The organism is Terriglobia bacterium (assembly GCA_020072565.1).
Lineage (GTDB): Bacteria > Acidobacteriota > UBA6911 > UBA6911 > UBA6911 > JAFNAG01.
The window spans coordinates 92,451-113,779 of sequence record JAIQGI010000019.1 but is presented as its reverse complement, the minus strand read 5'-3'; the positions used below and the strand labels follow the sequence as shown (position 1 = coordinate 113,779).

Sequence of the window (21,329 nt, the reverse complement as noted above, 5' to 3'; positions counted from 1 at the left end):
CCTTGTGTACATTGATGACGGACAGGATTGATGAAGATAGGGATTGATTTGGGTGGAACGAAAATCGAAGCAATCGGCCTGGGCGATTCGGGCCAGACTCTTGTCCGCCGCCGGGTTCAGACCCCGCGGGACGATTACGAAGCCACTCTGCGCGCGATCTCGGACCTGGTGCTTGCTATAGAAAACGAAACGGGCTTGCGGGGCACGGTCGGAGTGGGCATGCCCGGGGCCATCTCGCCGGCTACCGGCCTGGTCAAGAATGCCAATTCCGTCTGGCTGATCGGCAGGCGGCTGGCCGACGATGTTTCGCGCCTGCTGAGCCGGCCGGTGAGGTTCGCCAACGATGCCAACTGCTTTGCTCTTTCGGAGGCCGTCGACGGCGCGGCTGCAGGGGCGGAGGTCGTCTTCGGCGTGATCGTGGGCACCGGTACCGGCGGCGGCATCGCAATAAAAGGCCGGGTTCTCACCGGGCCTAATGCCATCGCCGGGGAATGGGGACACAATCCAATGCCGTGGCCCGAGCCCGGCGAATGGCCTGGCCCCTCGTGCTATTGCGGCCGGACCGGTTGTATTGAAACGTTTCTTTCCGGCCCCGGCTTTGCGCGCGATCACCAGGAGAGCGGCGGCGAAACGGTCTCGCCCTCTGAGATTGTGGCGCGCGCCGAGTCGGGTGACCCGCTCGCGGAGGCCTCGCTGCGGCGCTATGAGGAGCGCATGGCCCGGGCGCTGGCGGCAGTGATCAACATCCTGGATCCCGATGTTATTGTCCTGGGCGGAGGCATGTCCAACCTGAGGCGTCTGTATGCCGTCGTTCCTCAAATCTGGGGACGGCACATATTCTCGGATCGCGTCGATACCCGGCTGGTTCCGCCGTTGCACGGGGATTCGAGCGGAGTCCGCGGCGCCGCGTGGCTCTGGAAATAAACATGGTGGGCTATCGGGGTCGCACCAGGTGAAACCTCCTGACTGCAACAAAACAAATTTCGAAATGAGCAAACAAGAGAGCCTTTGTTCACAAACCTCCGAAGGAGAGCATGCTTTACCTGATCTGCTGGTTAAGGAAGTCAATGAGTTTATTCGCATCTGCCATTTTGGGCTCAATGGCAAGTGCCTTTCTTGCCATGTCCCGTGCCTGAATCCAGTCTCGTTGATCTGAATATATGAGCGCCAGCCCGAAATACCCAATGGGATCATCCGGAAAATAAGACACCAGGCGGCGATACATTTGTGCTGATTTATCCAACTCCTTGCGGCTGAAATAAGTCGCGCCCAGGATGCGGTACGGCTTTTGGAGCTTGGGAGTCATCTCCAGAGCCTGGAGCATCATCCTTTCCGCCTCGGCGCTCCTGCCCTGGGAGTAAAGCGTTTCACCCAGCAGAGCATACGCTCCGCCGTTTTGATTATCCTCACTTATGGCCTTTTCTGCCAGCCGGTGGGCGCGTTCCAGGAAGGCTTTACGAAGGTATTGCGTGCCAATCAAAACGCAAAGTTCCGCATGCTGGTTTTTGGTGAGGTTCTTCGCCATGAGCGGCGGATAGTTCTCGACGGGCGGGAACTGCTCGCTGCTCCCGTTGTCAAGGCTGCGGTATATCTCCGCGATCGACTGCTGCGCTTCCGCACGCGCCAGGTACAGCCCTTTGGGAGCGGAAAACTCCAGGTAAGGGAAGTTGTCTGAGTTTTCCGTGACGCCGCTCCCGAACCGAAGCATGTCGCCACGGTTCATGATATAGTTGCATAAAAAGGCCAACTCATCTTCCACGCCCCCCAGCGGAGCCAGATCTTCGCGGACAGCCTTCTCTCTGTACCAGCGGCTGACACGTTCGTAGTCCAGGTGGCATTCCTTGTCACTGCCGATAAACAGGATGTCCCCGCACAAGACAGGGGTGCCTACTTCCACGGGCCGCGGAGGCACGAGCCACATGGAAGCATAGGGAAACGATTCTGCGAAGGTGCGTGACTGCACCTTCAGATCGCGAGGCGAAATGTTGTAGTAGTGGAACCATTGGCAAAAGATGCCGCCTTCATTCAGGCGACTCTTGGCGATCGCATAAAAGTCCCTGGTGAAGAGGTTGGAAACGCCGGTAATCCACGGGTTGGAGGGTTCGGACATGATTACGTCATACCGTGTGGGCGTAGTAAGCAAGTAGTTCCGGCCGTCTTTGATATAAATCCTGAAGCGCGGATCGGCGGCGATGTTGTGGTTCACATCCGTGAAAAACTGCCGGCAGTCAAACATCAGCGCTTCGATCTCAACGCAGTCAATCTGCTTCAGGCTTGAATATAAGCCGGCGCTTCCGGCAGTAGTGCCGCTCCCCCAGCCTATGACAAGAGTTTTTTCGGGATTGGGGTGCAGCATCAAGGGCAGGTGGGCAATGATCCTTTGTGTGATGACATCCTGGCCGGTGCCCGCATCGCTCTTGCCGTTGACCGAGATGATCCGTTCGTTGCCGGCCCGGCTGACGCAAACTACGCCTTCATCGCCTTCCTTGTAAAACAATATTTCGCGGGCGCTTCTCAAATATTCAGGAAAGCTCCAGGCGGATCCAATGACTTCACGCCAGTCAATTCCATACTTATAGATGCCGGCGGTCATCATGTGCAGGTCCCAAGGCTGATACCACTTGCACAGGGCCATGGATGCACAGACCAGGGCGATCATCGAGACAGTCCTGGCAATCGCCGACCAGGAGAGGGATTCACCCAGAAACCACAGGCCGAGCACGAGGGGCAGGGCAACAAGCATAACGAACGAGGTTTGCAGACCAAAATAGGGTACCAGGAAAAAAGCGGTGCCCAAAGATCCGGCGACCGTCCCCAGCGTGTTCCAGAGATACAGATGACTGGAGATCTTCTGGGGTGAGTAGCTTTTGAGCTTCATCAAATGTGTCAGCAGGGGGAACAGGAAACCCAGCGGCACCGTGACGAAAAACATGGTCACGAAGCACAATAGGAAACCCACTGTCTGATTCAAAACAAAGGAGACCGGCAGGGCTTTGATCAGCGCGAAAAAAAGCACGGGCAGCAGCCCGATGATAGCCAGATCGATCAATCCCAGGGCTCCGACTGTCAGGATGATGATAGACAGCCAACGGACCGGCCGCTTGATCCTGCTCCAGTAAGCCTCATAAATGAAGGTGCCCGAGACAATCCCCAGGAGGAGAGCGATCAGCATGATGTTAAAGGAATAAATCGAGGAGCCGATCACGAGTGCCAGCGAGCGCGTCCAGAGAACTTCCAGTCCAAAGGAACACAGCCCTGTTGAAAAGGCGGTCAGGAGGAAGATCGAAGGCAAGTGCTCCCGAGGGACGGGAATCGAAGCATCGGCTTGGCTTGGAGCGGCCTGCTGCATTGCTTTCGTCTGAGGTTTCTTCTTGATGTCAGCCTGCAAGTCCCTGCCCCAAGTCCAGGCGAGGAATCCGATCGTCAGGTTGCCAGCAGAGGCCAGGGCAAATGTCGCAACCTTGCCCATCAATGGCATGAGAAAAAAAGTGACCAGAAAAACGCCGAACACTCCACCAAGAGTGTTTGTGCGGTAGAGGAAACCCATGTTCGCGTAGAAGTTTTTTCCGCTGCGCGTTAAAAACTCCACTAAAAGAGGGAAAGTCATGCCAAGCAGTATGGTCGGCGGCAGCAAGGCGAGCGTTGCGCCGACAAGGCGGAACACAAGCTCCGAGGCCGCTGACAGGCCTTGTGTGCGGACAAACGCTCCATACCATACCGGCAAGAAATGGAGGAGGGGGATCGTCAGCAGTGCGAATGACCCGATGCCCATTTCCACCAGGGCGTAAACCTTTACGGTCTTCTTGAAGATAAGCCGGCTGGTCAAGAAGCTTCCTAAAGCCAGGCCGCACATAAAAACAGACAAAATAGCGGCGACGGCATGGGTGGTGTTGCCGAAAATCAGGCCAAAGGAACGCATCCACAACGATTCGTAAACAAGCGCACAGGAACCGGACCCGAATGCAAAAAACGGCAGGGCCTTTCTCAGCTTTTCCCGGTCCATCGCCTTCCTTCCCATGGTTTTTCGCACACTCTACCGATCCCCCCAGACACAACGGTGGGAGTGCGCAGTTACATTCCGGCCTCGGCTTTTCGGAGATCCAGGCGATGGATCACCATTTTCTTCGGATAGAGTCGAACCGGCTGATTGTGACGATCGAATCCCATTTCGGGCTGTTCACTGAGCCAGAAAATGCCATTGGCGTACGCCAACGAGTTGGCCGGATAGTTCAGCGGCTCGAAGCTCTTCACCATGCCCGTTTGCGGGTCTATGCGCAGAATCACGCTGAGGCGGGGACGCTCCTTGTCGAGTCCATACCAGTTGTCCAAGGGTTTGCCGTCAGCGCCCAGCTTGACTTTTTCGATGGTTGCGGCGCCGACCAGCCCGGCACCGTTGAAGTCCAGGCCGCCAACCCCCACGATTCTGTAGCCTTCCAACTGAACGGTCATCGCCGCGCCTGCCTCGCCAGTATCCAGGTTCACCTTCTGAATACCGAGGTGGCTGGCAACGAACATGGAGCCTCCGCCGACCGCTATGCCGCGGGCGCCGTACACCTTGTTGCTCTTGTTTGCCGCAGTCTCTAGCGCCGGTCCCCATTCCCCTCTCTTGAGGTCGAACTTCAGGATGCCCTGGCCGGCAGTCCACCCGTAGGGCAGGAGGTAGAGGAACTTCCCGTCGCTGGCGAGGTCGACATAGATGTCCTTTCCCTGCACCGCGAGCGTCCGCAGCATCTTGCCCGTCGCCGGATCCAATGCGAACAACTTGTCCTTATGCAGGCACCAGAGCACGCCGCCGACACAACACAAGCCGCCCAGGCGGTCGTCGACCGGAGCGGCGAAGACCGTGCTCACAGCGCGATTCGAAATGCCGGCAGGTCGAGGCTCGAGGGCATTCCATTCCCTGCCGGACCTGTAAAGTTCGATTGGGTCGCATACGCTCCTTTTCCGGTCCAGGCCATTTCGAACCGTTCGAAGTCAGCTGGTATATTAACGGTTCCTTGCCTCGGAGCTGAAACGATTTGTTGTATTTGTCAAAGCCAAGATCTCTCCGCACCATTCTGCCGTTCAGATCACTCCGTTCTGCCTGCGCCAGCCGATATCCTATGCCAGGCACCGGAGGCCGGTTGGAGCTGTGCAGCGGCCTAACGGGCAATCAATCTGAGAATGCGTCGTGGAAATAGCGTGTCAATCATGCAGGAGAACTTCTCGGCGCGTTTCCGGGACAAAAAACCGGCTATTATGGTAGCTTGGTAATCACGAGGAAAGGAGAGCGGCATGATCGTAATGAACGTGGATGGCGTAAAGGAACAAAAGATGGGGACCTATCCGTATAAGGGAAAGCCGCAGACTCTGAAAGAGGTTTACATCCGATGGCTTTCCCAGGTCGGGCCCGAAGGCGCCGCCGAGTATGGTCTCCGGTATTTCACCCTCGGTCCCGGCGGAGAGATTCCGATTCACAATCATCTCTATTACCAGACCATGTACATTCTGAATGGGTACGTTCGCTGCTTTAAACATGATTCCAAAACCGATCAGATCATCGAAGAGAAGGTCCTCGGGCCCAACGATTTCGTTTTCATACCCACGATGGAAGTTCACAGCATGAGAAACGAGAGCAACCAGGAACCCGTGAACTTTCTGTGCTGCATAGCTAATGTCTACGAGGATGACAGCGTTTAACGCGGATTATTCATGAATATTTCAGGTTGAACGCATTCCGCCGGGAGCACGGCGCGTTTTGCCATTCGACGCAGTCCCCTATGTGTACCCACGAGCATGAAAGCTGCTTCGTGCCTCAACAGCCTAAGGCGAAGACCGGGGAGGAGAGCGGAGAGCATTTTGGGCCCGCGGCGCGCGCAGCTATATCTGTCCGGTCCTGTCCCAGGTTTGCAGCAGCCGCTGGTAGTCCGGGTCCTGGTAACGTTCCAGGGCGAAAGCGGGCGCGTAGTGTGGCAAAGAAATCCCAATGAGGTGGCGGGCCAGGAGTTCTCCCGCCGCACAGGCGGCCATCAAGCCGAAGCCCGACAGGGCGCCGATCACATAGGCACCCGCGACCGGCAGCGGCCCGATGAGAGGCCGGTTCTCCCGCGTCTTGGTGTAGTAGCCTCCATCCAGAACCGGCTTGGGCAGGCGGCCGGCGTAGGCTTCCAGACCCGGGATCATCACGGCCAATCCCCTCATGGCGATCTCGGGATAGTAGGGGTCGAGGGCAATTGGGAACACGGGTTCCACCGGTTTGACATCATAAGTCCAAAGGATAAGCACTACATCGCTGTCGGGACCGCCTTCGGGACGCGCATGCACGCCGGACGGGAACTCGTCGAGCAGATACCTTGTCTCCTCCGACTCTGCCAGCAGATCACGCTCTTCCGCCGACCATGGCAGGAAGGTCGGATCGGTCCAGATGAGCAAGGGAGCCTCGCGTTCCACCACCCGCAGGTGATCTCTGAAGGCCACTTTGACATGGAGTTCGTGGAACACGGGTAGCTCAACGCCGATCATTTTCGCCACATGGGGCAGAAATGGCCCGGCTGCGTCGACAAAACTCCGGGTCGAAATCAAAGACGACCCCGCTCCGTTTCTCAGGCGTACCGCCTCTACCCGGCCGCGCGCGACCTGCACGCCCTCCACGCGGGCTTGCAGGAGCTTAGTTCCTCGCTCCCGCGCCTGCTCGAGCATATACATGCCCAGTTGCTGAGCGCTGAACCAGCCGCAGCGCCTGGGATGGACCACGGCGAGGGTACGTTCAGAGAGGTAAGGAAAATGTTTTCGGATCAGCGCCCTGTCCGTGATCAGGTCTGAGCCGGTGGGCTGATGCTCGAAGCCGCGGGCTGGAGCTGGATCGTAGGCAGGTTCGCCCGGCTTGCCGGTGTGATGGCGCACAGGCCCGGCGCCCAGCGTTGCCGCTTCTTCCGCGACGCGTTTGAAGGTTGCAATGCGGGCGGGATCCGCTGTGACAAAAAGGTAACCACGGCGGTTGAGGTTGAAGCGATTGCTGCTTTCGCGGGCCAGGTCCTCGATGATGTCAATGCTGCGGTTCATCAAGGCGACCATGGCGTTCCCGGGGCCGGGCCACCAGTTGCGATAGCACTCTGTAGACTTGTCGCTGGTCAGCGAGAACGGTGCCCGCTCGTCGACAAGGAGCACGTTCTTAATGCCGTGACGGACACTTAACTGATAGGCTGCGGCAATGCCGGCTATACCCGCACCGCAGATGAGGACGTCGGCAGTCGACTCAGTCATGTTGTTCTCATTGAACGATGACAGCCTTCGACACAGATGTTACCGCAGTCTTTGTGTCGGCGGGTACGCCTGTCACCTTGATTTTTTTCAGGCTGAGGGTCCCCTGGGCCTGCAGCATGCTTGGGATTTTTACGTCCCGAGTCAGGAGCGTTTTGCCACTGGCTGATTCATAGGTGAAGCGCACCTCAATTTCCTTATATGCAACGGTGGCGAGGTTGCGGAGAGTAAAAGAGTGAAGGGCAATCCGTGAGTCCTTATCGCACTGCCAGGATTCGTTGTCGACGCGAATGTACCTGTCCGGATACTGGCGGTAGTAATCCAAAATTGTGGGCCGAGCGGCGGGCTTTTGAAAACCGCGCTTCTGCTCGATCCCGTACAGAGGCAAAGGCAGAACTCTTGTGGCCGCCTTGTAGGCCAAGACCAGAAGTGCGCCCGATAAAAGCAAAGCCTCCAAAATCAAGAGCCAGCGGGGCGCCTTGATACGCACTATGCCTCCAGAAGCTCAGCGATCCTTCAACACATTGCCGGGACACGCACAACAAGCGAAATCATACATCTTTTTTCGCTGCCGGACCGTATTTTCTGGCGGCGGTTGGGACTCATGCAAAGCTGCGCACCCGCAAAAATGACCGCCAAAACTCCGAGATGACCTGAAAGGCGGCCATGGCTCTTCCAGGCGTTTGGGGGGTCTTGGTGGCGACGCTTCCGTACCTTTTCAGGCCGACGTCGAGATGAGCGATCCTTTAGGTTCCGCAAAGCTGACTGCGAGGAATGAAACGCCGACGGTATACAGGTCTGCTTCCCCCGCCTCTTCCCTGCGAAGATTTGTTACGGCGCCCGAAGCATCGAACAGCTTGCTGCGGATCTTCAGGACCGTCCCTGGGATGAGCCGTTCGGAGCAGAGAAACCGCATCCCTTGTGGGGAGAAGTCGATCATCTTTCCCCGTCGCGCTTTGCCGGGCCAGGAAGGGTAGTAGAAGACCTTGTCGTCCCTCCTGGTGCGGGAGAGAGCACGTTGATAGGCCCGCTTTTGATCCGCCGGCTTTTCCGACTGCAATGGGCTTTGGCAGGTCAGACAACGCTCGCCCGGCCCCGCCTTGCGTGCGCAGGCTCTCTTGCAGACAGGGCAGAAAACGCTGCTGAGCGGACGCTTGCCGGGTGCCTCGGCTTGCTTGGCATACTTGAGGAAGAGTTCGTCGTCATAGGCGGCGCGCCGAACCGGGTCGCTCAGCACCTGGTATGCCTCGTTCAGCACCGAAGCGTCAGAGGTGGATCCACCGAGGTCGGGATGCTGCTTCAATTCCAGCATCATAGTGCGGTAGCTGGCGCGGATGATCTCGACCGGCGCATCGGGTTGTATCTGAAGTATGCGGTAGTAGTTACGACGGTTCTTCATTTCAGGTCCAGGGATTGCAAGAGCTTATCATCCTTTATTATCGGCACTACCAGGGGGGTGGATCTGCAAAAGTCAAAATTCATAATGGCATTTGACTTTTGCAGATCCGTCCCCGGTCACTTTGCCGGGTTCAGGGTCAGACGGTGCTCTGCCGGCCCCGGCAGCAGTGGTGTGGCGCGGCCATGCACCCAGTCATCGTGGCCCGCACCGTAATAAGGTGACAGCGGGTGATCACTCTGGCCGCCAGCAATGTGCAGGTAACTGCGCTCCTCGTGACCCGGCATGATGCCGAAGCGCTCAGAGGCGCCGAAATCCGGAGCCTGCACGCGCGGCATGTGGCTGTCTCCGGGCAATCGATCCGGCGGCATGTCCAGCGCGCGGGAGAAGATGCCCGGCAGTGACGGCGACAGGGGATGCCGGATCGCTGCGGTGTTACGTTCGCCCCAGGTCCTCGACGCCAGGCCACCAGGCTGGCTGCCGAGTGTGTCTACCACGCTCCCTGCTGCGGCCCTAAGCAGGGCATCCCAATCTGCGTACTTCGGATCGAGCAAGTGCAGCGGACGGGCTTGCAGCAACGCCCAGACCGGGGCCTCGCCATCGTAGAACGGTGGGAGCACGAAATCGTCGAAGCGCGCCTTCACGCGCGCGACAAAGGGCGCCAGCACTGCCTCGTGCACCCTCAGGCGGAAGGTCCGCACGAGGCGATAATCAACGGCATCCGCTGCGGCACGACCACCCCATGAGCCGGTCAGGCGCCTGAGTTCCGAGAGTTTGGGATCGTCGTCCTGCAGCAGCTCGTCCTGCAGCAACTGTTGCCAGCGCGCGAGGAACAGGGAGCGGTCGTCCAATTGCACGGCAAGTAGATCCGTCACAGCGAAATGATCGCGCGTGCGCAGGTCATCGCTGATCTGTTTTGCGCGCGCGCCACTGTCGTAGCCGCCGTCGCCGACCAAATCCAGCCAGGCGTCCGAGGTGGTGCGGTTGTTCGCCGTCCACAGGCGTCCGGAGGCGGGATTTTCGATGCGCGGGACCTGTGCCGGCCCGGCGAAGCCGGTCCATCCTGTACCCGGCTGCGACCAGTCTGCGGGGAGGGCCGGATTATATCCACTGCGCAACGGCAGCGCGTTGCCGGTCAGCGTCCAGCCAATGTTGCCTTCGGCATCGCCGACGGTGAAGTTCTGCGGCGGCATGGCAATAGCGGGCGCGAGATCCAGCGCCTCGTGTACGCTGCGGACTCGTTCCAGTTTCATCAGGCTCAGGCTATGGGTGCGCGTCAGGTGCGCGATCCAGGAAAGTGCCAGTGGCGTGCCGTCGGCGTCTTTGCCCATAATCGGGCCCCAGCATGTCTCTTCGATACTCAGCGTCCGGGGCTCGCCGCCTTTAACGTGAATTGTCTCGACGTGCGTTTCAATCTGCCCCCAACCTCCAGGCACACGGTAGCGCGACGGATCTCGGGGATCGCGTTCGACACACGCCCAGTCCAGCCAGTCGCCATGGCTGTTCGTGAAGCCCCAGGCGATGTGGCCGTTGGAGCCCGCTATCAGCGCCGGCAGTCCCGGCAAGGTGACGCCGTTGAGGTCGATCGTCTGCCCGGGTGCCCGGGGATCCGGATAGCGCAGGCGAGCGCGGAACCAGATATCCGGCACGCGCAGACCCAGATGCATGTCGTTGGCGACGAGAGCGCCCTCGCCGGTAAGCGCGCCCGAGACCGCAAAGCAGTTGCTCCCCGGCCGGGTGCCGTCCGGAAGCGCGAACGCGGCGGCAGCGATGGGACTGCCGCGCAAATCCAGTGCCTCCGGGCCCGGAATTGCAGGCGCAGGTGTGGCGTTGCCTTGTAGCGGCGCTTCCCAGGATCCGTCGCGCGTGAGGAGAAAATCGACGACGGCAGCGGGCAATGCCGCGCGCATCTGCGCGAAACATAATTCGCGCTTGTTGGTGCCGTCCTCATTGAGGTTCAGAAACATGGTGTCATTCGCCAGCAGGCTGTCCTCGTCGCGCCACGGCATCGGCTCCGCTCGCAGCACGAGGTATTCCCAGGGACGCACTCGGAGCGCCGCCAGCCCGGTGTTGACACCGTTGCGGTACGCATCCAGCAGTTCGCGCTCCTCTGCCGGCAGGGCTGCGACCGCAGCTTGCGCACGGGTGCGGAACCGGTGGCGACGGTGGTTGAGATCTTCTTTCACACCTGCCGGACCGACCAGTTCGGAGAGTTCACCCGCGGCGATGCGGCGCAGCAGGTCCATCTGGAAGAAGCGCTCCTGCGCGTGTGCGAAACCGAGCGCACTGGCAAGGTCGCGGCGGTTCTCCGCCTCAATAGTGGCAATCCCGAGGTGATCGCGACTGATGGAGACAGGGGCTGACAACCCGGCTTGAACCTGCGTGCCGTCCAGGCGCGCACGGCTACCGGCAAGCAGCAGCCAACCGGCGGCGAAGGCCAGAAGAAGAATGCTCAGCAGCGTGAATACGATCCGGCGCAGCCAGCGCATAGCAAGGCTCCTTGAAGGAGATAGAATCCCGTACCCAACTATTCGGCGCACCATTGCCTCCAGGCATCCTGTAGACCTGGTGCTCTGGCTCAGGCGTGCGCCTCCTATCATGGGCGGCTCATTGTATCAGGAAAAGGGAGACCTGTGATCAGCATCGCCCGCCGGCGTTATGAAGACTCTCGGGCTCACAGGCGATCGCCCTCACGGTTGTTTGTCTTGCAGGGGAATTTGAAATCACTTATAAACTCGTGGTCGCACGGCTGTTTCATCAAGGGGTGCCGAGTGTCGTACCAGTACATTTACGTCATGAAGGACCTGCGCAAGGTCTTCCCGCCCAATCGGGAGGTACTCAAGGGGATCTGGCTCTCATTCTTCCCGGGCGCAAAGATCGGGCTTATCGGCGCCAATGGCACGGGCAAGAGCACGTTGCTCAGGATCATGGCCGGCGTGATTACGGAATTCCAGGGGGAAGCCTGGCCTGCGGAAGGGGTGAGAGTCGGCTACCTGCCGCAGGAACCTCAACTCGACCCGTCGAAGGACGTCCTCGGGAATGTGGAAGAAGGGGTGCGCGCCACGAGAGAACTGCTCAGGTCATTCGACGACATCAACGCCCGCTTCGCCGAAGATATGTCACCGGAAGAAATGGATAAACTTCTGGCGGAGCAGGCGAGGGTGCAGGATGCCATCGATGCCTGCAACGCGTGGGAGCTCGACCGGACGCTGGAGATTGCGATGGATGCGCTGCGCCTCCCTCCCGGGAATGCCGAAGTAACCAGGCTTTCCGGCGGCGAACGCCGGCGCGTGGCGTTGTGCCGCCTGCTCCTGGAGCGGCCCGATCTGCTCCTTCTCGACGAGCCTACCAATCACCTGGACGCCGAGTCGGTTGCCTGGCTGGAACGCTTCCTGAAAGATTATCCCGGCACCGTAGTTGCCATCACCCATGACAGGTATTTCCTGGACAACGTCGCCGGCTGGATTCTCGAGTTGGACCGCGGCGAAGGCATCCCTTGGGAGGGGAACTACTCCTCCTGGCTCGAACAGAAGCAGGCCCGGCTCGCACTGGAGGAAAAACAGGAGTCGGCGCGCCAGCGTACGCTCCAGCGCGAACTGGAATGGGTGCACATGTCCCCCCGCGCTCGCCAGGCGAAAGGGAAAGCGCGCCTGACCGCGTACGAACAGTTGCTGGCCGAGGAAATGGAAGCAGAGAAGCGTACACAGGCCACCGACCTGCACATACCTCCCGGGCCGAGGCTGGGAGATCTCGTGGTTGAGGCGGCCAATCTGCGCAAGGGCTACGGCGACAAACTGCTGATCGAGGATCTGTCGTTCAAGCTGCCTCCGGGCGGCATCGTGGGCGTAATCGGCGCCAACGGCGCCGGCAAAACCACGCTCTTCCGCATGGTCGTCGGCGAGGAGAGACCGGACGGAGGCACTCTTCGGATCGGTGAGACAGTCAAGGTTGCGTATGTCGATCAAAGCCGCGACACATTGATCGGCGAACGCCAGGCCTGGGAGGAAATCAGTGACGGTCACGATATGGTTGCGCTCGGCAAACGCGAGATCCCGGCGCGATCATATGCGGCGGCGTTCAACTTCAAGGGTTCCGACCAGCAAAAGCGCGTGAAAGACCTGTCCGGGGGAGAACGCAACCGCGTCCACCTGGCCAAGGTGCTCAAGAGCGGCGGCAACCTGCTTCTGCTCGACGAGCCGACCAACGACCTGGATGTCGACACACTCCGCTCACTGGAAGACGCCCTGCTCAGCTTCGCCGGCTGCGCAGTTGTCATCAGCCACGACCGGTGGTTTCTGGACCGGATCGCGACCCACATCCTCGCCTTCGAAGGGGATTCGAAAGTCGTCTGGTTCGAGGGGAACTATCAGGACTACGAGGCCGACCGCAAGCGGCGCCTGGGCGCTCTTGCCGACCAGCCACATCGCATCAGATACAAGCCACTCGTCCGAGGCTGAGAAGGAGACCTTTGTGAAACGAAAGATGGGCTATCCGGGACTTACGGTGATTCTTGCGGGCCTGACGGTGTGGGCGTATGCCGGGGTAACGGTCAACATTGATTACAACAGCGTCGGCACGGCCAGCGGAGACTTCAAGTTCAAGCGTGTGCCGACGCCCGCCAAAGACGACGCGGCCGCCAGGGCGAAGCTCACCCTGGTCGATGGGGAAATCGATCCCAACGGCGCTGACCTGAGCGCCCTCACCGACGGCCTGCTGCCCACCGAAGAAGATCAGCCTGCAGCCAACTTCTTTTTTAACGCCGGAACCATGGGGGGGCGTTTCAGCATGGATCTGGGCAGCATAATTGAGATTGCCCAGGTCAACACCTATTCGTGGCATCCCAACACCCGCGGACCGCAAGTGTACAAGCTCTATGCCAGCGATGGGACCGATCCCAATTTCAAGGCTGCTCCCAACGGCGGCATCGACCCTGCCACCTGCGGCTGGAAACTCATCGCGACCGTCGATACCCGGCCCAGACAGGGCGATGGCGGCGGCCAGTACGGGGTGAGCATCACCGACTCCGGCGGCACCTTGGGCAAATATCGCTACCTCCTCTTCAACTGCGTCGCCAATGAGGCCGACGACGACTATGGCAACACTTTCTACAGCGAGGTGGATGTGATAGCGCGGAAGTGAAGGTCTGCAGCAGTCGTTCGTACTCCCTCGAGAATGAAGTGGTTTCTGTTTTCCGGGTGTTCCAGACCAGCGCAACCCATCCTCGCGGTTTCAGAATTCTGGCAAACTCCGCCCGGGCTTCTTCCTGATGGAACCAGTGAAAGGCCTGCCCGGCGACTACCAGGTCAATCGCGCCTGCAGGCGGTCCGGTCGCCTCGGCAGCTCCCCTGACGCTCGTGAAATGGGCGTGGTCCTCGAGCAGCCTCTCTGCCGCCGCCCGCATTTCGTCATTGGGCTCGACACCGTAGACGGTGTTCCCGTTTGTCAGGAATTTCTTCGAGAGTATAATTGATCTGCAAGGTCGGAATGTCCCCTTTTTCTGAACCGCTGAAGCTGATAGAATCACGCCTCTCCGAGCATGACTACGAAACCGCACAACTACGACGAAGATAAGATCAAGTCCCTGTCGTCGCTGGAGCATATCCGAAAGCGAACGGGGATGTACATCGGCCGCATCGGAGACGGGGCGGACTACGACGACGGCATCTACGTTCTCCTCAAGGAAGTCGTTGACAATTCCGTCGACGAATTCATCATGGGCTACGGCGACCTCATCGCCGTGACCCTTGACGGTCCGCGGGTCGTGGTGCGCGATTACGGTCGCGGCATTCCGCTGGGCAAGGTGGTCGAGTGCGTCTCCCGCATCAACACGGGAGCGAAATACAGCGACGAGGTTTTTCAGTTCAGCGTGGGCCTGAACGGCATCGGCACGAAGGCCGTCAATGCGCTGTCGCGCCGCTTTGCGGTCCGCAGCTTCCGGAGCGGCGAATATGCCGGGGCGGTCTTTGAACGTGGCAAGTTGCTGGAGGAGTGGACAGGCGAGGCGCACGAGGAAGCTGACGGCACGCTGATCAGCTTCGAGCCGGATCCGGAGATTTTTGGCGCGGTAGCTTTTGCAGCCGACCACGTCATCCGCCGCTTGCGGCTTTACTCCTTTCTGAACGCCGGTCTGCGCATCGAGTACAACGGTAGGGTTTTTCTCTCCCGCAACGGCCTGTTGGACCTCTTGCGCGACGAAGTCGGCGACGAGGCGCTCTACCCTCCTTTGCACTGTCGCTCCAAGACCATGGAGCTGGTCCTCACCCACACCCAGCGCTTCGATGAGACCTTCCTCTCGTTCGTCAATGGCCAGTACACGAGCGACGGCGGCGTGCATCTGAGCGCCTTCCGCGAAGGGTTGGTCAAGGGATTCAACGAGTTCTCCAAGGGCAGGTTTGAGGGAGACGACATACGCGAAGGCATGGCGGGGGCCATCGCTGTCCGGCTGAAGGAGCCGGTCTTTGAATCACAGACCAAGAACAAGCTCGGCAACACCGACTTGCGCGGTGAACTGGTCGCCCAGGTGCGCGAGATTGTCGCGGATCTGCTCCACCGCAACCGCAAGGCCGCGGAAAAGGCTCTCTTCAAGATCGAAGAGACGGTCAAGCTGCGCAAGGAGCTCCAATCCATCAAAAAAATGGCCCGCGAGCGTGCCCGCGCGACTTCCATCCGCGTGCCGCAGCTCAAGGACTGCAAGATTCACTACGACAAGCGCACCGGGCGCGGCGCTGCGTCCATGATTTTCATCACCGAGGGCCAATCCGCTGCCGGTTCGATCGTCAGCTGTCGCGATGTCAACAGCCAGGCCATTTTTGCCCTGCGCGGCAAGCCGCTGAACGTCTGCGACCTGCGGCGCGACGTCATGTATAAAAACGAGGAACTCTACAACCTGATGCGGAGCCTCGACATCGAGGATTCAATCGAGCGCCTGCGCTATCACAAGGTCATCCTCGCCACAGATGCTGATGTGGATGGCCTGCACATTCGCAACCTGCTGCTGACGTTTTTCCTGCGTTTTTTCGAGCCCATTGTCCACGAAGGCCATGTCCACATTCTTGAGACCCCCCTCTTCCGGGTGCGCAACCGCAAAGACACGATCTACTGTTACTCCGAGGACGAGCGCGACGCGGCCGTAAAGGAGTTGCGCGGGACGGAGGTAACGCGCTTCAAGGGGCTCGGCGAAATCTCCCCGGGCGAGTTCAAGCGCTTCATCGGCCCCGAGATGCGCCTTACCCCAGTGTGCGCGGCCAACCGCCACGGTGTGCCGGCGATCCTGAGCTTCTACATGGGCAGAAACACTCCCGAGCGGCGTCAGTACATCATGAACCACCTCGTCGTCGAGGCCGAGCCATGACCAACGGCCAAAAGAGACTGCCCCTGTTCCGAACCGAGGAATCCGTGGAAACTGCACCTGCGCCCGAATCCTGGGCACTGTCCGCGGGCGTGGGCGGGAAACTCCAGGCCACGGGAGACGGGCCGCTCAAGCGGCTGGTCGACGACAATTTCCTCCAGTATGCATCCTATGTCATCCGCGACCGGGCGATCCCCAGCCTGGACGACGGTCTGAAGCCCGTGCAGCGGCGCATTCTCTTTTCGCTGCATGAAAACGATGACGGCAAATTCATCAAGGTCGCCAACATCGTCGGCTACTGCATGCAGTTTCACCCGCACGGCGACGCCTCGATCGGAGAGGCGCTGGTGGCCTTGGCCAATCGCCAGTACCTCATCGAGCGCCAGGGCAATTTCGGCAACATCTACACCGGGGATCCGCCCGCCGCGGCGCGTTACATCGAGTGCCGTCTCACCGACCTGGCGCGCACCGAGCTTTTCAACGATGATCTGACCGAGTTTGTCCCCTCCTATGACGGGCGCAAGCAGGAGCCCGTCATGCTGCCGGCGAAAATCCCCCTGCTGCTTATGCTCGGGGCGGAAGGGATCGCCGTCGGCATCTCCACGCGCACCCTGCCGCACAACTTCGCGGAGCTGCTCGAAGCCCAGATCGCGATCCTCGGGAAAAAGCCGTTCTGCGTGGTTCCCGATTTTCCCCAGGGCGGGCTGATGGATGCGGAAGCTTACGACGACGGGCGCGGACATGTGCTCGTGCGCGCGCTCATCGAGAAGAAGGATGAGCACACGCTCGTCCTTCGCGAGCTCCCCTTCGGCGCCACTACCGACTCGCTGATGGCCTCGATTGAAGACGCGGCGCGCAAGGGCAAGATCAAAGTCAAGAGCTTGAACGACTTCACCGCCGGGCAGGTGGAGATCGAGATTCAGCTGCCGCCCGAGCAGGATCTCGACCGCGCCATGGAAGCCCTTTATGCCTTCACCCAATGTCAGACCCAGATTGCGAGCCGCATCGTCGTCATCCGCGACAACAGGCCCGTCGAAATGGATGTTCCTGAGATCCTGCGTTACAGCACAGCGAGGCTTGTCGAAATCCTGCGACGTGAACTGATGCGCAGGCGGCGCCGGCTGGCGGAAGAGATCCACCATCAGACACTCATCCGCCTCTTCGTTCAGAACCGGATCTACAAGCAGATCGAGACCTGCGACTCTGCGACAACTGTACTGCAGGCTGTTCTCAGCGGCCTTCAGCCGTACCGCGACCGGCTGCAGCGCGATGTGACCCACGAGGATGCGGAGCTGCTGCTGGGGATACCCATCCGGCGGATATCGCTCTTCGACCTCGAAAAGAACCGCATGGAAATCGAGCGCCTGGCCGGCGAGTTCGCTGAGGTTGAGCAGGATCTGGGTGCCCTGGTGCCTTACGTGATCCGCTACCTGCGCAACCTGCTGAGAAAGCACGGTGCCGACAATCCACGGCGCACGCGGCTGGTTCAGTTCGGCGCGATCTCCGAACGCGAACTCACGGCCGACGAACTCACTATCGGGTATGATCGCGAGAAAGGCTATGTCGGTCACAAGGTCACCGGCTGCCCGCTACTATCCTGCTCGCCGCTGGACCGGCTGCTGCTGGTGTGGAAGGACGGGCGCTGCAAGGTCGTGGCACCGCCGGACAAGCTGTTTGTGGATACTTCAATGATCTACTGCGCCATTCTGGACCGCGAGCGAGCGATGACCATGGTTTATGAGTGGGATCTGTTCACGCACATCAAGAAGTTTGCGGCCGGCGGCCTGATTACCAACCGAGAGTGCCGCCTGATTCCGAAGGGTGCCGGCATCCGCTTCTTTGCCGACGACAGCCCGCCGGTGCTCTATGTGAGGTACGCCGCCGACGGGCGCACGAAGATCCGGCAGCAGGAATTCACGGTGGAGCGCGTGCCCGTGCGCGATCGAGACGCCCGGGGGATGGTCATGACCTCCAAGCGCATCGAATTCGTCGGCGCCGTCAAGCCTGCCGACTGGGACGATTCGCTAACCGGGCCGCGGGGCAGACTGAGCCATTTCGCGTAGCAGGCTGCACGCATGCTCCTTCGTTAGACAACGAAACACCCCAATCACTGACTGTGGGGCTGAAAATCCTGGCTCACGTTCTGCTGAGAATTGGATAAGATAGTGACCACAGCGGATGTCGGGGGCGCGCCGTGCCGTGCCCCCGCGCTCTAAAGGAGTCCACTCAATGCCCGTCACGATAGGAGGCAGTCATGAAGACTCATCTCGTGGTGTTCTGCTCGCTTTTGGCAGTGCTGGCCGCTGCGGCCGCGGTTGCGCAGCAGCCGTCGCCGGTGACGGCGATCAAAGCCGGCCGGCTGGTTGACCCGGAAACCGGGACTGCGGCGGCTAACCAGGTGATCCTGATTGAAGGAGAGAGAATCACTGCGGTCGGGCCGAACCTGGCCATTCCCGCTGGCGCTACGGTCATAGATCTTTCCAAGCTCACGGTTCTGCCCGGTCTCGTCGATGCGCACACCCACATGGCGATGACCTACAAGGAGCAGCCGGAAAACAACTACTACTACCTCACCTACATAACGGACTCGACGCCGCTGCGCGCCATCCAGGCCGCATCCAATGGGATGCAACTCCTCAACTCGGGCTTCACCGTCGTTCGCGATGTGGGGAACAACGCGCTCTACGCGGACGCGGCACTGCGTCAGGCAATTGAGCAGGGCTGGCTGCCCGGCCCCACGGTGATTCCGTCGGGGCCCATGATCGGCAGCACGGGCGGCCAGTTCTGGCCGACGCCGGAGATGTACAAGTACCACAACATCATGTTCCCGGAATACATCGACGCCAACAGCCAGGACGAAATTGTCCGCGCCGTCCGGGAGAACATGCTGTTCGGAGCCAGGACGATCAAGCTCTGCATCGACTGCAAGCCGTGGGGCTATTCGGTCGATGACATCAAGCTCGCTATCAGCGAGGCCGCCAAAGGCGGCTGCAAGGTCGAAGGGCATGTGCAGACACCAGAGGGCGCCCAACGCGCCATCGAGGCGGGGGTCTATATCATCGCGCATAACAACGCGCTCACTCCCGAACACCACCGCCTGATGGCGGAAAAGGGAATCTTCCTGGCAGGCACCGACACTCCGTTCACACCTTACCGCGGTAGCGAACCTGCATTCAAGCGGACGGTCGCGAATCTGCGCGATGCCTGGGAAAAGAAAGTGCCGCTCACCTTCTCGACCGACTTTGACTACTGGAACGAACGGATGAAAGATCCCAAAACCGGCGAGTGGCTGACACGCGGGGAGCTGACCATCAATTTCCTCGAGACCTGGAAGGCGGCCGGCATCCCCCAGGCGGACATCCTGCGAGCCATGACGATCAACGGCTACAAGGCCGCCGACATCGTCAAGGAGCGAGGCCTGATCAAGCCCGGCTTTTTTGCCGACATGATTGCGGTCCCCGGCAACCCTCTGAGCGACATCGACGCGTTGCGCAATGTGCAATTCGTGATGAAAAACGGAATGGTGTTCAAGAAGGACGGCGTGATGACGCCGGAGAAGTTCTTCCACCCCGGCCCTGTCAGGACTCCAAACGGCAGGTGGAGCCGATAAGGTGCCGGGAATCGGACTGGTTGGAGTCCGAACGTCCTGAGGCATCCGCCGGGCGAAAAAAGGAGCCGGGAGTCAGAAGCCGGGGGCCAGAATGACCTCCCATGGCGCGATTTTATCGGCGTCGCCGGACGAGCAGCGGCCGGCGCGGCAGGTATGTCAATCGCGTCAGCATCGGGACTACTGAGGAAGGGGCCACTCTTCTCCCCACTCCCGACTCCTCTTTTCTTCTTACTGGTTTTTTGCTTTGACATGAGTCCCGGCCCGAAGTTCATCCGTGCCGCGGACTGCGACGAGATCTCCGGGCGCCAGATTCCCGAACACCTCCACCAGATTTCCCATGGTGACACCGCGCCTCACCTGCACCCACTCGACGGTACTGTTGGTGATCCGGTTGACGAACGTCCCCTCTGTTGTGGTTGCGATCGCGGTCGGCGGAACAAACAACGTCGGATAACGGCGTTGTCGAGGCCATACAACTGCGCTTCACCGACGAACGCAGATACCCTTTTTGTTCCATGTTGTGGAGGAGCGGATAGAGCGTCCCGGGGTTCAGGCTATAGCCGTGACGCGCAAGCTCCTTGATGATGCCGAGGCCGAAGATGGGTTCATGAACCGTGTGGTAAAGGATGTGGAGCCGGATCAATCCCAAGAAAAGATCGTTTCCATTCATAACCGAATATCGATTCTCGATAACGGAGATCGATAACACTAAGATTATATAGGAAGTTTAAGCTGATGCAAATCCGGCTGGTACAGGGCACGAGCCTGAAATATTCATGAAGCAGAACAGCACGCCGACCAAAACCGAACGATCAGCGTCTGTCAGCTTCTTTCCGCGTCCAAAACTGCATTTTGGTCGCATATTCATGAAGAATCCGCGCTAATCGTAAATAACTGCCTTTTCCCCTTTCTTGGCGATCAGGTTCTCGAAACAGGCCACGATCTTGTCCCGGCGGGCCATCATCCCTCTGATCTCCATGTCGGAAAGCCACTTCTTGTCTTTGATTTCCTTGAGTGCCGCAACATCCAATTGGCGCAGCTTTTCAAGCAGCGGTCGCCAGCACCTGATCAGGTTCTTGGGAGTCGCCAGATCAGGATTGACACGAAAGGCGCGGCTGAAATCTATCATCCACATGTGCCAGTCTTCAGAATACAGAATATTGCCGAGGTTGCGGTCGATGTCGCAGACAAGCTCGGAAAACACCAGCATCTTACAGTACTGTTTGTTAAAGGCATCTACGTCCGGCGGCTGAATATTTTTTTTCATCCGCTGCTCTTCGTCGATCTTGAACGGAAGCCACCAGCTCAATGAACCCGTCACGCCGTCAATTCTGCGCTCGACCGTGACCGGCATCATGTCGCCCAGACCCAGGATCCTGGACAGCTCATACGCCGCAATGTTGAACTTGTAAGAATCCTTGAAGTTTCTCTCGACTTGGCCGGTTGACAGAACCACAGCGGGTCTCTCTTCATCAATGGTCTGGAAAGCCGCGTCCTGAGTGATCCTGCCGTCACTCAAGGTGAGTCTGGAAATGCCGGTCAGCCCTTTGCCTACTCGCTGTCTCTCTATCACCTTGGCTTTCAGCAGGAAATCCCTCATCTGTTCTACTGTGGGTTTCTCCCCTTCCCACGCACGCGCGGAGACGGCGCAGGAAAGGCACGCCATCAGGGGAAACGCGATCAACCTGTATCGCAAGCACAGCATAGATGCTCCATTTTTTTTCTTGGGTGGGTGG

Annotated in this window: 16 protein-coding genes; 7 read left to right on the top strand and 9 right to left on the bottom strand. The window is 59.5% G+C overall.

Annotated elements, in window-relative coordinates; translation table 11 throughout:
• Positions 1-30: 30 nt before the first annotated feature.
• The gene (locus LAP85_13275; protein MBZ5497368.1) at positions 31-924 is read left to right on the top strand and encodes an ROK family protein; all 894 of its coding nucleotides are present in this window, start codon (positions 31-33) and stop codon (positions 922-924) included.
• Positions 925-1,039: 115 nt separating this feature from the next.
• Here the strand turns inward: LAP85_13275 and LAP85_13270 are convergent, their stop codons facing one another.
• Both LAP85_13270 and LAP85_13265 read right to left on the bottom strand, forming a co-directional pair.
• The gene (locus LAP85_13270) at positions 1,040-4,018 is read right to left on the bottom strand and encodes a tetratricopeptide repeat protein (protein MBZ5497367.1); all 2,979 of its coding nucleotides are present in this window, start codon (positions 4,016-4,018) and stop codon (positions 1,040-1,042) included.
• A 53-nt stretch (positions 4,019-4,071) separates the two neighbouring features.
• Complete coding sequence (locus tag LAP85_13265; protein MBZ5497366.1) at positions 4,072-4,851, bottom strand: hypothetical protein; 780 nt, start codon at positions 4,849-4,851, stop codon at positions 4,072-4,074.
• 423 nt (positions 4,852-5,274) lie between these two features.
• Between LAP85_13265 and LAP85_13260 the strand changes: the two genes are divergently transcribed.
• A complete protein-coding gene (locus LAP85_13260; protein ID MBZ5497365.1) occupies positions 5,275-5,679 on the top strand; it encodes a cupin domain-containing protein in 405 nt (134 codons plus the stop codon).
• Between the two features lie 180 nt (positions 5,680-5,859).
• Here LAP85_13260 and LAP85_13255 read toward each other — a convergent pair whose 3' ends face one another.
• From LAP85_13255 to LAP85_13240, 4 genes are all read right to left on the bottom strand, one after another.
• Complete coding sequence (locus LAP85_13255) at positions 5,860-7,242, bottom strand: FAD-binding oxidoreductase (protein ID MBZ5497364.1); 1,383 nt, start codon at positions 7,240-7,242, stop codon at positions 5,860-5,862.
• A 7-nt stretch (positions 7,243-7,249) separates the two neighbouring features.
• Positions 7,250-7,729: a hypothetical protein gene (locus LAP85_13250; GenBank protein MBZ5497363.1), complete on the bottom strand. Its 480-nt coding sequence runs from the start codon at positions 7,727-7,729 to the stop codon at positions 7,250-7,252.
• Between the two features lie 228 nt (positions 7,730-7,957).
• Entirely contained in the window at positions 7,958-8,638 is a 681-nt protein-coding gene (locus tag LAP85_13245) for a J domain-containing protein (protein MBZ5497362.1), read from the bottom strand.
• Positions 8,639-8,754: 116 nt separating this feature from the next.
• On the bottom strand, positions 8,755-11,124 hold the full coding sequence (locus tag LAP85_13240; protein MBZ5497361.1) for a penicillin acylase family protein: 2,370 nt from the start codon (positions 11,122-11,124) through the stop codon (positions 8,755-8,757).
• A 282-nt stretch (positions 11,125-11,406) separates the two neighbouring features.
• Here LAP85_13240 and ettA point away from each other — a divergent pair, with 282 nt between their 5' ends.
• Together ettA and LAP85_13230 are read left to right on the top strand one after the other, a co-directional pair.
• Positions 11,407-13,092: an energy-dependent translational throttle protein EttA gene (gene ettA, locus LAP85_13235; GenBank protein ID MBZ5497360.1), complete on the top strand. Its 1,686-nt coding sequence runs from the start codon at positions 11,407-11,409 to the stop codon at positions 13,090-13,092.
• Positions 13,093-13,105: 13 nt separating this feature from the next.
• Positions 13,106-13,774 carry a hypothetical protein gene (locus tag LAP85_13230; GenBank protein ID MBZ5497359.1) on the top strand — a complete coding sequence of 223 codons (669 nt, stop codon included), beginning with the start codon at positions 13,106-13,108 and terminating at the stop codon, positions 13,772-13,774.
• Here LAP85_13230 and LAP85_13225 read toward each other — a convergent pair.
• Positions 13,695-14,159: a class I SAM-dependent methyltransferase gene (locus LAP85_13225; GenBank protein MBZ5497358.1), complete on the bottom strand. Its 465-nt coding sequence runs from the start codon at positions 14,157-14,159 to the stop codon at positions 13,695-13,697. The genes LAP85_13230 and LAP85_13225 overlap by 80 nt on opposite strands.
• Positions 14,160-14,171: 12 nt before the next feature.
• On the opposite strand from LAP85_13225, the gene LAP85_13220 reads away from it, so the two are divergent.
• The 3 genes from LAP85_13220 (at position 14,172) to LAP85_13210 (ending at position 19,593) form a co-directional block, all read left to right on the top strand.
• Positions 14,172-15,986 carry a type IIA DNA topoisomerase subunit B gene (locus tag LAP85_13220; GenBank protein MBZ5497357.1) on the top strand — a complete coding sequence of 605 codons (1,815 nt, stop codon included), beginning with the start codon at positions 14,172-14,174 and terminating at the stop codon, positions 15,984-15,986.
• Positions 15,983-18,046, top strand: a complete 2,064-nt coding sequence (locus LAP85_13215; GenBank protein MBZ5497356.1) for a DNA topoisomerase IV subunit A — start codon at positions 15,983-15,985, stop codon at positions 18,044-18,046. The genes LAP85_13220 and LAP85_13215 overlap by 4 nt, the downstream gene beginning before the upstream one ends.
• Positions 18,047-18,237: 191 nt before the next feature.
• Positions 18,238-19,593, top strand: a complete 1,356-nt coding sequence (locus LAP85_13210) for an amidohydrolase family protein (protein MBZ5497355.1) — start codon at positions 18,238-18,240, stop codon at positions 19,591-19,593.
• A gap of 268 nt (positions 19,594-19,861) precedes the next feature.
• Here LAP85_13210 and LAP85_13205 read toward each other — a convergent pair whose 3' ends face one another.
• Together LAP85_13205 and LAP85_13200 are read right to left on the bottom strand one after the other, a co-directional pair.
• Positions 19,862-20,263 carry a PadR family transcriptional regulator gene (locus LAP85_13205; GenBank protein ID MBZ5497354.1) on the bottom strand — a complete coding sequence of 134 codons (402 nt, stop codon included), beginning with the start codon at positions 20,261-20,263 and terminating at the stop codon, positions 19,862-19,864.
• Positions 20,264-20,473: 210 nt separating this feature from the next.
• A complete protein-coding gene (locus LAP85_13200) occupies positions 20,474-21,298 on the bottom strand; it encodes a hypothetical protein (GenBank protein ID MBZ5497353.1) in 825 nt (274 codons plus the stop codon).
• Between the last annotated feature and the right edge of the window lie 31 nt (positions 21,299-21,329).